10 protein-coding genes are annotated in these 12,492 nt (G+C 70.8%); 6 read left to right on the top strand and 4 right to left on the bottom strand.

What is annotated here, in order from left to right; translation table 11 throughout:
* Window positions 1-69: 69 nt before the first annotated feature.
* Window positions 70-1,275 carry a lactonase family protein gene (locus OG611_RS33250; RefSeq protein WP_266428747.1) on the bottom strand — a complete coding sequence of 402 codons (1,206 nt, stop codon included), beginning with the start codon at window positions 1,273-1,275 and terminating at the stop codon, window positions 70-72.
* Between the two features lie 223 nt (window positions 1,276-1,498).
* Here OG611_RS33250 and OG611_RS33245 point away from each other — a divergent pair, with 223 nt between their 5' ends.
* The 3 genes from OG611_RS33245 to OG611_RS33235 all read left to right on the top strand — a co-directional run bounded on the left by OG611_RS33245 (window position 1,499) and on the right by OG611_RS33235 (window position 4,948).
* A complete protein-coding gene (locus tag OG611_RS33245) occupies window positions 1,499-2,338 on the top strand; it encodes a TIM barrel protein (protein ID WP_266428744.1) in 840 nt (279 codons plus the stop codon).
* Between the two features lie 46 nt (window positions 2,339-2,384).
* Window positions 2,385-3,284, top strand: coding sequence for a 2-hydroxy-3-oxopropionate reductase (locus tag OG611_RS33240; RefSeq protein WP_266428743.1), 900 nt, complete (start codon window positions 2,385-2,387; stop codon window positions 3,282-3,284).
* A gap of 206 nt (window positions 3,285-3,490) precedes the next feature.
* The gene (locus OG611_RS33235) at window positions 3,491-4,948 is read left to right on the top strand and encodes a catalase (protein ID WP_266428740.1); all 1,458 of its coding nucleotides are present in this window, start codon (window positions 3,491-3,493) and stop codon (window positions 4,946-4,948) included.
* A gap of 408 nt (window positions 4,949-5,356) precedes the next feature.
* Here OG611_RS33235 and gcl read toward each other — a convergent pair whose 3' ends face one another.
* Window positions 5,357-7,132, bottom strand: coding sequence for a glyoxylate carboligase (gene gcl, locus OG611_RS33230; RefSeq protein WP_266428738.1), 1,776 nt, complete (start codon window positions 7,130-7,132; stop codon window positions 5,357-5,359).
* Window positions 7,133-7,389: 257 nt separating this feature from the next.
* On the opposite strand from gcl, the gene OG611_RS33225 reads away from it, so the two are divergent.
* The 3 genes from OG611_RS33225 to OG611_RS33215 all read left to right on the top strand — a co-directional run bounded on the left by OG611_RS33225 (window position 7,390) and on the right by OG611_RS33215 (window position 9,164).
* Window positions 7,390-8,118 carry a hypothetical protein gene (locus OG611_RS33225; protein ID WP_266431365.1) on the top strand — a complete coding sequence of 243 codons (729 nt, stop codon included), beginning with the start codon at window positions 7,390-7,392 and terminating at the stop codon, window positions 8,116-8,118.
* Between the two features lie 192 nt (window positions 8,119-8,310).
* Complete coding sequence (locus tag OG611_RS33220) at window positions 8,311-8,865, top strand: GNAT family N-acetyltransferase (RefSeq protein ID WP_266428735.1); 555 nt, start codon at window positions 8,311-8,313, stop codon at window positions 8,863-8,865.
* A 77-nt stretch (window positions 8,866-8,942) separates the two neighbouring features.
* Window positions 8,943-9,164, top strand: a complete 222-nt coding sequence (locus OG611_RS33215; protein ID WP_266428732.1) for a hypothetical protein — start codon at window positions 8,943-8,945, stop codon at window positions 9,162-9,164.
* A 22-nt stretch (window positions 9,165-9,186) separates the two neighbouring features.
* Here the strand turns inward: OG611_RS33215 and OG611_RS33210 are convergent, their stop codons facing one another.
* Both OG611_RS33210 and OG611_RS33205 read right to left on the bottom strand, forming a co-directional pair.
* Entirely contained in the window at window positions 9,187-10,794 is a 1,608-nt protein-coding gene (locus OG611_RS33210) for an AMP-binding protein (RefSeq protein ID WP_266428729.1), read from the bottom strand.
* The gene (locus OG611_RS33205; protein WP_266428727.1) at window positions 10,791-12,467 is read right to left on the bottom strand and encodes an AMP-binding protein; all 1,677 of its coding nucleotides are present in this window, start codon (window positions 12,465-12,467) and stop codon (window positions 10,791-10,793) included. The genes OG611_RS33210 and OG611_RS33205 overlap by 4 nt, the downstream gene beginning before the upstream one ends.
* Between the last annotated feature and the right edge of the window lie 25 nt (window positions 12,468-12,492).

Here is a 12,492-nt window from a genome sequence, read left to right as displayed (position 1 = left end):
TGTGAAACCCGCGGCTCGCGCCTGACCCTAACGGACGTGCGCCGGGGCCGTCGGGCGTCGGATCAGCCCTCAGTACCCGGCCGGGCGCGCGCCCGGGTGCGGCAGTACGCAGACGGCGACCGGGGCGGCGAGCGCCTGACCGATGCGGGTCAGTCCGCCGTCGCGGGCGTCGACCCGGAAGGCGGTCACCGTGCTCGACTTCTGGTTGGCCGCGAAGAGCAGTTTCCCGTCGGGCGAGAAGGCGATCTGCCGGGGGAAGTCGCCGCCGACGGGCACGGTGTCGAGCAGCCGCAGCACGGCCCCGTCGTCCTCGACGGCGTAGCGCGTCAGGCTGTTGTGCCCCCGGTTGGCGAGGTAGGCGAACCGGCCGTCGGCGGTGACCAGGAACTGCGCGGGATAGCTGGTCCCCGCACCGGTCCCCGTGGACTGCGGGGTGCCCGGGGAGAGCGTGCCGGTGGCCGGGTCGTAGCCGCAGACGACCGCGGTGTTGTCGACCTCGCAGGCCAGGTAGGCGAAGCGGCCGCCGGGGTGGAAGGTGATGTGCCGCGGTCCGGCGCCGGGGCGCAGCGCCGCGTGGGAGACCCGGCCGAGCGTGCCGCGCTTCTCGTCCAGCCGGTACGTGTACACGGTGTCGTTGCCGAGGTCCACGGCGAGGACGTGGTTGCCGTCGGGGGTGGTGATGATCTGGTGGGCGTGCGGCCCGTCCTGGCCGGGGCCGGGCGGTGGCGTGGTGTGGGCGACCAGGTCCGTACGCTCCCCCAGCGATCCGTCGCCCCGGACGGGGTGCACCGCGACACTGCCCGCGGTGTAGTTCGCGGTGAGCAGCCACCGTCCGGTGGGATGGACCGACAGATGGGTGGGCCCGGCCCCGCCCGTGTCGCGCGTTCCCAGCACCCGGTGGGTGCCGTCCCGCGACAGGGCCACCGCCGTCACCCCGCCCGGGTCCTGCTCGTCGACCGCGTAGACGGTGGCGCCGGAAGGATGCGCGGCCAGGTACGAGGGGTTGGCCACGCCCGTGATCACGGGCCCGGCGGCCATCGCCCCGGTGGCGGGGTCGTAGGTCGCCGTCCCGATTCCCGTGCCACCGCCCTCGGCCGAGGTGTACGTGCCGAGCAGCAGCTGCGGGGTGGCGCGCGGGCGCGGGCCGACCGCGGGCGCCCGGTCCGGCGCGGACCCCGGGGTCCGCGGGGAGCCGGGCGCCGCGGGGGCCGCCGACAGGGCGACACCGGCGAGCAGCGCTCCGAGGACGGTGCGCCGGCTGGTGGCGTGGTTCATGCGAGGCACCTCGTACGGGGTCGACGGCATCGGACGCACCAGCAACCCTGACCCGCCCCGGACCCCACGGCAACCGGCGCAATTGGGGGCCCACCTTGCACAACCCGCACGAAGACCCCGGGACCGAATTCCGGGCACCCCCTTGACAGCTTCCGCAGCTCCGGGCAATCTTCCGTTACGCAGAAACCAACTTCCGCAATACGGAAGGAGCGCCGAAACCCTCATGGGCTACCCGGACCAGCGCTTCGATGTGAACCTTTCGATCCTCTTCACGGAACTCCCGCTCCTGGAGCGTCCCGCGGCAGCCGCCGCGGCCGGCTTCACGGCGGTCGAGCTGTGGTGGCCCTGGATCGAGACCCCCACTCCGCCGCAGACCGAGCTCGACGCGCTCAAGAAGGCGCTCGACGAGGCGGGCACGCAGTTGGTGGGACTGAACTTCTACGCCGGACGGCTGCCCGGCCCCGGCCGCGGCGCGCTCTCCGTGCCCGGCACGGAGTCGGACCGCTTCCGCGCCAATATCGACGTGGCGGCCGGCTTCGCCGCCTCGGTCGGCTGCAAGGCGCTCAACGCGCTGTACGGCAACCGCGTCGACGGCGCGGACCCGGCCGCGCAGGACGAACTCGCCCTGGAGAATCTGGTGCTCGCCGCCCGTGCGGCCGACCGGATCGGGGCGGTACTCCTGATCGAGACCCTCAACGAGCCGGAGTCACCGCGCTACCCGCTGGTGAGCGCTCCGGCCGGGATCGGGATCGTCGACAAGGTCAACGCGGCGACCGGACTCGGGAACGCGAAGTTCCTGCTTGACCTGTACCACCTGTCGATGAACGGCGAGGACCTCGGCCAGGTCATCACGGCGTACGCCGACAGGACCGGCCACGTCCAGATCGCCGACAACCCGGGGCGCGGCGCGCCCGGCACCGGCTCGCTCCCGCTGGAGCAGCTCCTCGACGAGCTGACGAAGGCCGGTTACGACGGCTGGGTCGGCCTGGAGTACAAGCCCGGCGACCGGCCGAGCGCCGAGGCCTTCGAATGGCTCCCGGCCACCGCGCGGGCCGCCCACTGAGACGGCGAACTCCCCCTCGTACACACGCTTATCGGAAGGCACCCTCATGAGCAACAACCTCCCCAAGGTTGCGTGGATCGGACTCGGCATCATGGGCTCCCCCATGTCCGAGAACCTGATCGAGGCCGGGTACGACGTCACCGGTCACACCCTGGAGCAGGCGAAGATCGACCGGCTGGTCGCGGCCGGCGGCACCGGCGCGGGATCGATCGCCGAGGCGGTCCGGGACGCCGATGTCGTCATCACGATGGTGCCCGCCTCCCCGCAGGTCGAGGCCATCGCCTACGGCCCCGACGGCATCCTGGAGAACGCCAGGCCCGGCGCACTGCTGATCGACATGTCGTCGATCACTCCGCAGACCTCCGTGGACCTCGCGAAGAACGCGAAGGACAAGGGCATCCGAGTGCTCGACGCCCCGGTCTCCGGCGGCGAGGCCGGTGCCATCGAGGCGGTGCTGTCGATCATGGTCGGCGGCGAGCAGGCCGACTTCGACGCGGCCCAGCCGATCCTCCGGGCACTCGGCAGGACCATCGTGCTGTGCGGTCCGCACGGCTCCGGCCAGACGGTGAAGGCCGCCAACCAGCTGATCGTCGCGGTCAACATCCAGGCGTGCGCCGAGGCCGTCGTCTTCCTGGAGAAGTCCGGCGTCGACCTGGCCGCCGCGCTGGGTGTCCTCAACGGCGGACTGGCCGGCTCGACCGTCCTGACCCGCAAGAAGGACAACTTCCTCAAGCGGGACTTCGCGCCGGGCTTCCGGATCGACCTGCACCACAAGGACATGGGCATCGTCACGGACGCCGCCCGCAATGTCGGCGCCGCGCTGCCCGTCGGCGCCGTGGTCGCCCAGCTCGTCGCCTCGCTGCGCGCGCAGGGCGACGGCGGCCTGGACCACTCGGCACTGCTGCGCTCGGTCGAGCGCCTGTCGGGGCAGCCCGTCCAGGCCTGACCGGCCCGGCAACCCGGAGACTTCCGGACGGCGTCGGCGCCGACACCTGTCCTGTCGCGCCCAGGCGTCGGCGCCGTCCGGAACACCAGCCAACAAATTCAACAAACTGTTGACGTCGGGTTCGGGGCGTACTTACGCTCCTGGAGCCCCGAGCCGTCGCAGTTCAGCAGCTCAGCAGCTCCCGTACGGAAGGTCGCCCCGACACCATGACGCAGCGTGTGCTTACGACCGAGTCAGGCGCCCCGGTCGCCGACAACCAGAACTCCGCCACCGCCGGTGTCGGTGGCCCGATCCTCCTCCAGGACCAGCACCTGCTGGAGAAGCTGGCCCGTTTCAACCGGGAGCGCATTCCGGAGCGCGTGGTCCACGCCCGCGGCTCCGGCGCGTACGGCTACTTCGAAGTGACCGACGACATCACCGCCTTCACCCGGGCGGACTTCCTCTCCGAGGTCGGCAAGCGCACCGAGACGTTCATCCGCTTCTCGACCGTCGCCGACTCGCTGGGCGGCGCGGACGCGGTGCGCGACCCGCGCGGCTTCGCCCTCAAGATCTATACGGACGAAGGCAATTACGACCTGGTCGGCAACAACACCCCGGTGTTCTTCATCAAGGACCCGATCAAGTTCCCCGACTTCATCCACTCGCAGAAGCGCGACCCCTTCACGGGCCGTCAGGAGCCGGACAACGTCTGGGACTTCTGGGCCCACGCCCCCGAGGCGACGCACCAGGTCACCTGGCTGATGGGTGACCGCGGCATCCCCGCCTCGTACCGTCACATGAACGGCTACGGCTCGCACACCTACCAGTGGACGAACGCCGAGGGCGAGGCCTTCTTCGTCAAGTACCACTTCAAGACGAATCAGGGTGTGCGGTCCCTCTCCAGCGAGCAGGCCGCCGAACTCGCGGGCAAGGACGGCAGCTCGCACCAGACGGACCTGCTCCAGGCGATCGAGCGCGGGGTGAACCCGTCCTGGACGCTGTACGTGCAGGTCATGCCGGCCGCCGAGGCCGCGGGCTACCGCTTCGACCCGTTCGACCTGACCAAGGTGTGGCCGCACAGCGACTACCCGCTCCAGCGGGTGGGCCGGCTGGTCCTGGACCGCAACCCGGACAATGTCTTCGCCGAGGTCGAGCAGGCCGCGTTCTCCCCGAACAACTTCGTGCCGGGCATCGGTCCTTCGCCGGACAAGATGCTCCAGGGCCGGCTGTTCGCCTACGCGGACGCGCACCGCTACCGGCTGGGCGTCAACCACACCCGGCTCCCGGTGAACGCGCCGCGCACCGCGGTCGTCGACAACTACGGCCGCGACGGGCTGCACGCCACCCGCAACGGTTCGCGCCACGACAAGAACTACGAGCCCAACTCGTACGCGGGCCCCGCCCAGACCGACGCGGCACACTCCGCCCCGCTCGCCATCCACGGCTGGACCGGCACCCACGCGGCGCCCGCCCACACCAAGGACGACGACTTCTTCCAGGCGGGCGAGCTGTACCGGCTCATGTCCGAGGAGGAGAAGGGGCGTCTGGTCGCCAACATCGCCGGTGGCCTTTCCCAGGTGTCCCGCGACGACGTGATCGAGAGGAACCTCGCCCATTTCCACGCCGCCGACGCCGACTACGGCAAGCGCGTGGAGGAGGCGGTCCGCGCCCTGCGCGAGGACTGAGTCTCCCATTGAGCCCTGCTCGCGCCGCGAATCCGGATGAGGGATGTCATGCGGCGCGGGCAGGACGAGGCCGCGGCGGTCGTGCGACGCCAGTGCGGTGGTGAGGGCCGGCATGCCTCCTCGTCCTCTGACCTGAATGAGGACGAGCCGTTCCGGCCCGATCGCCGCCGCCGCGGCCCCTGTTGTGTTGTGTTGTGTTGTGTTGTGTCTTCCGTGCCAGGGCGCGGAGTACGGATACGGTCCCGTGCTCCGCGCCCTTCTTCGTGTGCGCTTTCCCGGGCTTCGTTGGCGCGTCCCCGGGCCGGGCCCGGCCCGGCACCGGCCCCTGCCCGTGGCGGGCCCCCGGACGACCGTGGCCCCCGCCCCCGGGGAGTCGGGGACGGGGGCCACGGGGCCGTCGGCGGTTCGTCAGGTCGTCGCGAGCGGGCGGATCGCGGTCGGCGCGTGGAACGGCTCCGTCGCGATGTCCTCGAACTCGTTGACGGACGCGATGTCCGTACCGCTCATCGCGATGTTCGTCACCCGCTCCAGGATCGCCTCGACCACCACCGGCACCCGGAACTCCGTGGCCAGCTTCTTGGCCTCCTCGAGGGCGGGCAGCAGCTGGTCCGGCTCGGTGACGCGGATCGCCTTGCAGCCCAGCCCCTCGACGACCTTGACGTGGTCGACGCCGTACACGCCGATCTCCGGCGAGTTGAGGTTCTCGAACTCCAGGTTGACCTGGAAGTCGATGTCGAAGTTGCGCTGCGCCTGGCGGATCAGCCCCAGGTAGGAGTTGTTCACCAGGACATGGACGTACGGGATGCGGTGCTGCGCGCCGACGGCCAGCTCCTCCAGCATGAACTGGAAGTCGTAGTCGCCGGAGAGCGCGACCACGGAGCCGTCCGGGTCGGCCGTGGCGACGCCCAGCGCGGCCGGGATGGTCCAGCCGAGCGGGCCCGCCTGTCCGCAGTTGATCCAGTGGCGCGGCCGGTACACGTGCAGCATCTGCGCGCCGGCGATCTGCGAGAGGCCGATCGTGGTGACGTACCGGGTCTCGGGGCCGAACGCCCGGTTCATCTCCTCGTACACCCGCTGCGGCTTCAGCGGCACGTCGTCGAAGTGGGTGCGGCGCTGGAGGGCCGCCCTGCGCTCCTGGGTGGACGCGGCCCACTGCGAGCGGTCCTTGAGCTTCCCGGCCGCCTTCAGTTCGCGCGCCACCTCGACGAACAGCTCCAGCGCCGCCCTGGCGTCGGAGGCGATGCCGAGGTCGGGGGCGAAGATCTTGCCGATCTGGGTGGGCTCGATGTCCACGTGGACGAACGTGCGGCCCCGGGTGTAGACATCCAGCTTGCCGGTGTGGCGGTTGGCCCAGCGGTTGCCGATACCGAGGACGAAGTCGGACTCCAGGAAGTTCGCGTTGCCGTAGCGGTGCGAGGTCTGCAGGCCGACCATGCCCGCGTTCAGCTCGTGGTCGTCGGCTATGGTGCCCCAGCCCATCAGGGTCGGGACGACCGGGACGCCGGTCAACTCGGCGAACTCGACGAGGAGTTCGGACGCGTCGGCGTTGATGACGCCGCCGCCCGCGACGAGCAGCGGACGCTCGGAGGCGTTCAGCATCTCCAGCGCCCGCTCGATCTGCTTGCGGGTCGCGGCGGGTTTGTGCACCGGCAGCGGCTCGTACAGGTCGGGGTCGAACTCGATCTCGGTGAGCTGGACGTCGATGGGCAGGTCGATGAGGACCGGACCGGGACGGCCGGTGCGCATCGTGTGGAAGGCCCGCTGGAAGACGCCGGGGACCTGGGCGGCTTCGAGGACGGTCGTCGCGGCCTTGGTGACGGGCGCCGCGATCGAGGCGATGTCGACCGCCTGGAAGTCCTCCTTGTGGAGCACGGCGGTCGGGGCCTGGCCGGTGATGCAGAGGATCGGGACGGAGTCGGCGATGGCGGAGTACAGGCCGGTGATCATGTCGGTGCCGGCCGGCCCCGACGTACCGATGCAGACGCCGATGTTCCCCGGGCGTGCCCGGGTGTAGCCCTCCGCCATGTGGGAGGCGCCCTCGACGTGACGGGCGAGCGTGTGATGAACCCCGCCGGAGGCCTTGAGGGCCGCGTAGAAGGGGTTGATCGCCGCGCCCGGCACACCGAACGCGTTGCTGACGCCTTCGCGCTTGAGGATCTCAACTGCCGCTCGGGCAGCGGTCATTCGAGGCATTGAGTGCTCCTGCTCGGACCTGGTGGATTCGGGCTCTGTCGCGCCACCTGAGAGCACCAATTCCGCATTACGGAAACTTGATTCTATTATACGGAAGTCAATCTAAGGCGAGCCCCGGCGACCGTCAAGAGACGGCGCACGGAGCCACCGAGTGCGCGCTCCGGTCCACGAAGTACGCCAAGTCCCTCCTCAGGGCCTGCCCCTTGGTGGACGATGGGGGTTTGGAGCGGAGCCGGAGGGCGATCATGGTGGAGTCGGTGCCGGTACGCTGCCCGGCCTGCGGCCGCGACCACGCGTACAGTCCGCCGGCCTACCCCTGCCCGTGCGGGGCACCGACCGCCCCGCTCGTGCTGCGCGGCGCCCAGGTCGTACCGATCACCCACCGCACCTGGAACGACGACTGGGTGACGGTGCGCTGCCCCGACTGCGGGCGCCTGGACCAGTGGCCGCAGCCGGAGCTGTGCTGCCCGTGCGGAACGGCGCTCCGCGTCCCGGTCCGGCCGGCGGCGGCGCCCGGCGGCGATCCCGCGCCCGAGGACGGTTCCCGGCCCGCCGGGCCCTCGCACATCCCGCTGCCGCGTACGGCCCCGGCGCCCCGGCCCGCGTTCCGGGCCCTCGCGATCCACGGCGCGGGCGACGCGCTCGCGACCGCGGCCCGGTATCTGAGCTGGCTGGGCTACCGCGACGTGGTGCAGCCGTCGGAGCCCTCGCCCGCCCGGATCGATCTGCGGGCCGCCGGGCTGATGGCCCAGGTGGACACGGTCACCCGCCCGACCACCCTGCGCGACGTCGAGTGCCTCTGGCTGAACGCGCTCAGCGCATCGGTCACCGGCATCTTCTTCTCGCTCTCGGGGTACGCGCCGGACGCGGCGTCACGCGCGGACGGCCTGGGCATGCCGCTCTTCGTGCTGGACCCGGCGGGAACGCCGCAGCCGGTCAACAGCCCGGCCGACGAGCTGCTCAGCACCGGGGCCTGAGAGCCTCTCGGGTGACCTCGGATCGGATAGCGGACGCGGTCTGGTGCGTGCGATTCCAAGGCGGAGGAGGGAGTCGACGCGGAGCGTTGGCGACCGACGACAACGCGGGAAGCGTGCGTGCCAGGGCGTGGCCGCCCGGTCGGAGGTCACCCGACAGGCTCTGAGCCGCGTCCGGGGCGACATACTGGCCGTATGCGCATCCGTACCGCCCGCCGCACCGACCTTCCACTGCTCCAGGACATCGAGCGGGCCGCCGGCGAACCGTTCCGCACGCTCGGCATGTCCGCGATCGCGGACGACGAGCCGCCGCCGCTCGCTCTGCTGGACGAGTACCGCCGGGCCGGCCGCGCCTGGGTGGCCGCGGACCCCGACGACCACCCGGTCGGCTATCTGATCGCCGACCCGGTCGACGGGGCGGCCCACATCGAGCAGGTCTCCGTGCACCCGTCCGCCGCGCGGCGCGGCGTGGGCAGCGCACTCATCGATCACCTCGCCGGATGGGCGGGTGAACGCGGTCTGGGCGCACTCACGCTCACGACCTTCTCCCACGTCCCCTGGAACGCGCCGTACTACGCCCGCCTCGGCTTCCGCACCCTCGACGATGCCGAACTCACCGACGGGCTGCGGAAGATCAGGGCGCAGGAGGCGGAACACGGCCTCGACCACTGGCCGAGAGTCTGCATGCGGCGCGAGATCCCGCACACCGGGCACCTCCGGCAGCTCACCGGAGCCGACCGGCAACAGTGAGTGCAATCGGTCACGTTCAGGCCAGGGGGCCACAAATGTTCGGCCCGCTGTCAGTGGCGGGCCTTAAGGTGGTGCTCATGGCTTTAACTCCACGGCACACACCACCTGACGACCGGCCGCGCACGTCCCGGCCGGCGCCCCCGTCCGCCGCCCAGGCGAACGAGGCGATACGCGCGTTCGTGGACGCGCAGGCCGGCCAGGACTGGTCCTCCGTGGAGTCCGCCGCCTACGAGGTGCTGCTGATCGAATGGGCGGCCGCGACCCGGGGCGTCACCGGCGACATCATCGAGGCCGCCTGACGACGCCCGGGGCGCTCCGGTCCTACTGCCCGTAGCCCTCCCGCAGTTCGATCTTCCGGACCTTCCCGCTGACCGTCATCGGGAAGGTCTCCAGGATCCGCAGCTGCCGCGGGATCTTGTAGTGCGCCAACTGCTCGCGGCAGTAGGCCGTCACCTCTTCCAGGCTCGGCGGGTCCGCCGGGTCCCTCGGTATGACACAGGCCAGGATCTCCTCGCCGTAGGTGTCGTCCGGCACACCCACCACCTGCACATCGGCGATCTTCGGGTGGCCGTAGAGGAATTCCTCGATCTCCCGGGGATACACGTTCTCGCCGCCGCGGATGATCATGTCCTTGATCCGGCCGACGACCTGTACGTAGCCGTCCTCCCGCATCACCGCGAGGTCACCGGTGTGCATCCAGCGGCCGGCGTCGATGGCTTCGGCGGTCCGCTCGGGCTGCTCCCAGTAGCCGAGCATCACGCTGTAGCCACGGGTGCGCAGTTCGCCCGGCGCACCGCGCTCCAGCGTCACCCCGGTCACCGGGTCGACGACCTTGACCTCGATGTGCGGCATCACGCGCCCGACGGTGCCGGTGCGGCGCTCCAGGTCGTCGTCGCGGCGGGTCTGGGTGGAGACCGGTGAGGTCTCCGTCATGCCGTAGCAGATGGACACCTCGTCCATGTGCATCTCGGCGACGACCCGCTTCATCACCTCGACCGGGCAGGGCGATCCGGCCATGATGCCGGTGCGCAGCGAGGAGAGGTCGTACGAGGCGAAGTCCGGGAGGTTCAGCTCCGCGATGAACATGGTGGGGACGCCGTAGAGCGAGGTGCAGCGCTCCTGCTGCACGGCGGTGAGCACGGCGGCGGCCTCGAAGGCGGGGGCCGGGATCACGATGCAGGCGCCGTGCGAGGTGGCGCCCAGGTTCCCCATGACCATGCCGAAGCAGTGGTAGAAGGGGACGGGCAGACAGATCCGGTCCTGTTCCGTGTAGGCGACCAGCTCCCCCACGAAGTATCCGTTGTTGAGGATGTTGTGGTGGGAGAGGGTGGCCCCCTTGGGGAAGCCGGTGGTGCCGGAGGTGTACTGGATGTTGATCGGGTCGTCGCAGGACAACTCGGCTTCCCGAGCGGCGAGTTGTTCCTCCGCCACGGATCCGGAGACGGCCAGCAGTTCGTCCCAGGACGGGTCACCGATGTAGTGCACGGCGCGCAGCGCGGGGCAGTGGGCCCGGACCTGGCCGACCAGGGCGCGGTAGTCGCTGGTGCGGTGCGAGCGCGAGGCGACCAGGAGCGATATGCCGGCCTGCTTCAGCACGTACTCCAGCTCGTGCGCGCGGTACGCCGGGTTGATGTTGACCATGATGGCGCCGATGCGGGCCGTGGCGTACTGCACGAGCACCCACTCCGGGCAGTTGACCGCCCAGATGCCGACCCGGTCCCCCTTGGCCACCCCCGACGCCATCAGCGCACGGGCCAGTTCGTCGACCGCCGCGCCGAATTCGGCGTAGGTCCAGCGTCGCCCCGACGCGACGTCCACCAGCGCCTCGCGGTCGCCGAACGTCTCGATCGCGCGGTCCAGATTGCGGCCGATGGTGTCGCCGAGGAGCGCCGTGGTGCCGGTGCCGTGCGCGTAGGAGAGCCGACTCATCGCAGATCACCCTCGTCGTACTCGGTGCCGGTGCCCCGGGCCGTTCGCTCGCGCAGTTCGATGCGGCGGATCTTGCCGGAGACGGTCTTGGGCAGCTCGGCGAACTCCAGCCTGCGGACCCGCTTGTACGGGGCGAGGACCGACCGCGAGTGCTCGAACAGCACCTTCGCCGTGTCCGGGCCGGGCTCCCAGCCCTCCGCGAGCACGATGTACGCCTTGGGGACGGAGAGCCGGACCGGGTCGGGAGCGGGGACGACGGCGGCCTCGGCGACCGCCTCGTGCTCCAGCAGGGCACTTTCCAGCTCGAAGGGACTGATCTTGTAGTCGCTCGCCTTGAAGACGTCGTCCGCGCGCCCGACGTAGGTGATGTAGCCGTCCGCGTCGCGCGAGCCGATGTCGCCGGTGCGGTAGTAGCCGCCCGCCATGGCCTCGGCCGTGCGGTCCGGGTCGCCGTGGTAGCCGGTCATCAGGCCCACCGGGCGGGCGGACAGGTCGAGGGAGATCTCGCCCTCGGCCGCGCCGGGCTCACCGGTGACCGGGTCCAGGAGCTCGACCTTGAAACCGGGGCTGGGCCGTCCCATCGAACCGGCCTTCAGCAGCTGGCCCGGGGTGTTGGCGACCTGGACGGCGGTCTCGGTCTGGCCGAAGCCGTCCCGGATGGTGACGCCCCAGGTGCGCCGCACCGTCTCGATGACCTCCGGGTTCAGCGGCTCACCGGCCGCGACGACCTCGCGCGGCGGGGTCTTCAGCTGGGCGAGATCGGCCTGGATCAGCATCCGCCAGACGGTGGGCGGGGCGCAGAAGCTGGTGACGCCCGAGCGGTCCATCTCGGCCATCAGCCGACCCGCGTCGAAGCGGGTGTAGTTGAAGATGAAGACGGTCGCCTCGGCGCTCCAGGGCGCGAAGAGATTCGACCAGGCGTGCTTGGCCCAGCCGGGCGAGGAGATGTTGAGGTGCACGTCCCCGGGCTTGAGGCCGATCCAGTACATCGTCGACAAGTGGCCCACGGGGTAGGAGACATGGGTGTGCTCGACGAGCTTGGGGCTGGCAGTGGTGCCGGAGGTGAAGTAGAGCATCAGCGGCTCGTCGGCGTCGGTCTCCCGGTCCGCCTCGAAGGTCTCCGGCTGCTCGTCGGCTCCGGTGTACGACAGCCAGCCGGGCACGCCCGCGCCGACGGCGAACCGGGTGTAGCCGCCGGGCACCTCGTCGAACTTCGCGGTGTCGGTGTCCCGCACCAGGACGTGCCGGACCCGGCCGCGCTCCACCCGGTCGCGCAGGTCGACCGGGCCGAGGAGCGGGGTGGCGGGGATGACCACGGCGCGCAGCTTCATCGCGGCCAGGGCGGTCTCCCAGAGCTCGACCTGGTTGCCGAGCATGACGAGGATCCGGTCCCCGGCGCGCACGCCCTGGGCGCGCAGCCAGTTCGCGGCCTGGTTGGACCGGGCGGACATCCGGGCGAAGGACACCTCGGTGCGGCCGCCGTCCTCCTCCACGATGTGCAGGGCGGTGCGGTCGTTGTTCTCGGCGATGACGTCGAACCAGTCGAGCGCCCAGTTGAAATGATCGGTCCTGGGCCAGCTGAAGCCCTCGTAGGCCGCGTGGTAGTCCTCACGGTGCTTCAGCAGAAAGTCCCGGGCGGCCCGGAACGTTTCCGTCGCGCTGGTTGCCGACATGTGCCCTCCTCATTGCGGACCGGAC

Source organism: Streptomyces sp. NBC_01363 (genome assembly GCF_026340595.1).
Classification (GTDB): Bacteria; Actinomycetota; Actinomycetes; order Streptomycetales; family Streptomycetaceae; genus Streptomyces.
The sequence above is the reverse complement of the archived record's forward strand: the minus strand, read 5'-3'. Positions and strand labels throughout refer to the sequence as shown.

Excerpts from the sequence above, each read along its gene's own strand:
- OG611_RS33250 (WP_266428747.1), bottom strand. The coding sequence starts at position 1,275 with ATGAACCACGCCACCAGCCGGCGCACCGTCCTCGGAGCGCTGCTCGCC.
- OG611_RS33245 (WP_266428744.1), top strand. The coding sequence starts at position 1,499 with ATGGGCTACCCGGACCAGCGCTTCGATGTGAACCTTTCGATCCTCTTC.
- OG611_RS33240 (WP_266428743.1), top strand. The coding sequence starts at position 2,385 with ATGAGCAACAACCTCCCCAAGGTTGCGTGGATCGGACTCGGCATCATG.
- OG611_RS33235 (WP_266428740.1), top strand. The coding sequence starts at position 3,491 with ATGACGCAGCGTGTGCTTACGACCGAGTCAGGCGCCCCGGTCGCCGAC.
- gcl (WP_266428738.1), bottom strand. The coding sequence starts at position 7,132 with ATGACCGCTGCCCGAGCGGCAGTTGAGATCCTCAAGCGCGAAGGCGTC.
- OG611_RS33220 (WP_266428735.1), top strand. The coding sequence starts at position 8,311 with ATGCGCATCCGTACCGCCCGCCGCACCGACCTTCCACTGCTCCAGGAC.
- OG611_RS33215 (WP_266428732.1), top strand. The coding sequence starts at position 8,943 with ATGGCTTTAACTCCACGGCACACACCACCTGACGACCGGCCGCGCACG.
- OG611_RS33210 (WP_266428729.1), bottom strand. The coding sequence starts at position 10,794 with ATGAGTCGGCTCTCCTACGCGCACGGCACCGGCACCACGGCGCTCCTC.
- OG611_RS33205 (WP_266428727.1), bottom strand. The coding sequence starts at position 12,467 with ATGTCGGCAACCAGCGCGACGGAAACGTTCCGGGCCGCCCGGGACTTT.